Source organism: Sulfitobacter sp. CW3 (genome assembly GCF_019392245.1).
In the GTDB taxonomy this organism is placed as follows: domain Bacteria; phylum Pseudomonadota; class Alphaproteobacteria; order Rhodobacterales; family Rhodobacteraceae; genus Sulfitobacter.
The window spans coordinates 1-275 of the sequence record NZ_JAHXRL010000189.1; the positions used below are offsets into that span (position 1 = coordinate 1).

A 275-nucleotide genomic window follows, 5' to 3' on the forward strand; every position below is an offset into this window, starting at 1 on the left:
GTTGAGCTTGGTGGCGATGTGCACGGTGAGCCGGCACGAGGCCAGCGCCTGCGCCACGACCGGCGTGTCGGGCGTCGCCCGGAGGAAGTTGCCGCCGAGCCCGATGAAGGCCTTCGACGTGCCGTCCCGCATGGCGCGGATCGCCGCCAGGACGTTGTGGCCGTGCCGGCGCGGCATGGCGAGCCCGAAATGTCGCTCCAGGGAATCCAGGAAGGCGGCGGAGGGGCGCTCGTTGATGCCGACCGTGCGGTCGCCCTGCACGTTGGAATGGCCGC

At 71.6% G+C, this 275-nt stretch carries 1 pseudogene; it reads right to left on the reverse strand.

Annotated elements, in window-relative coordinates:
- Window positions 1-275 (reverse strand): annotated as a pseudogene (locus tag KZZ06_RS20725) (CbbBc protein); the annotation flags it as partial.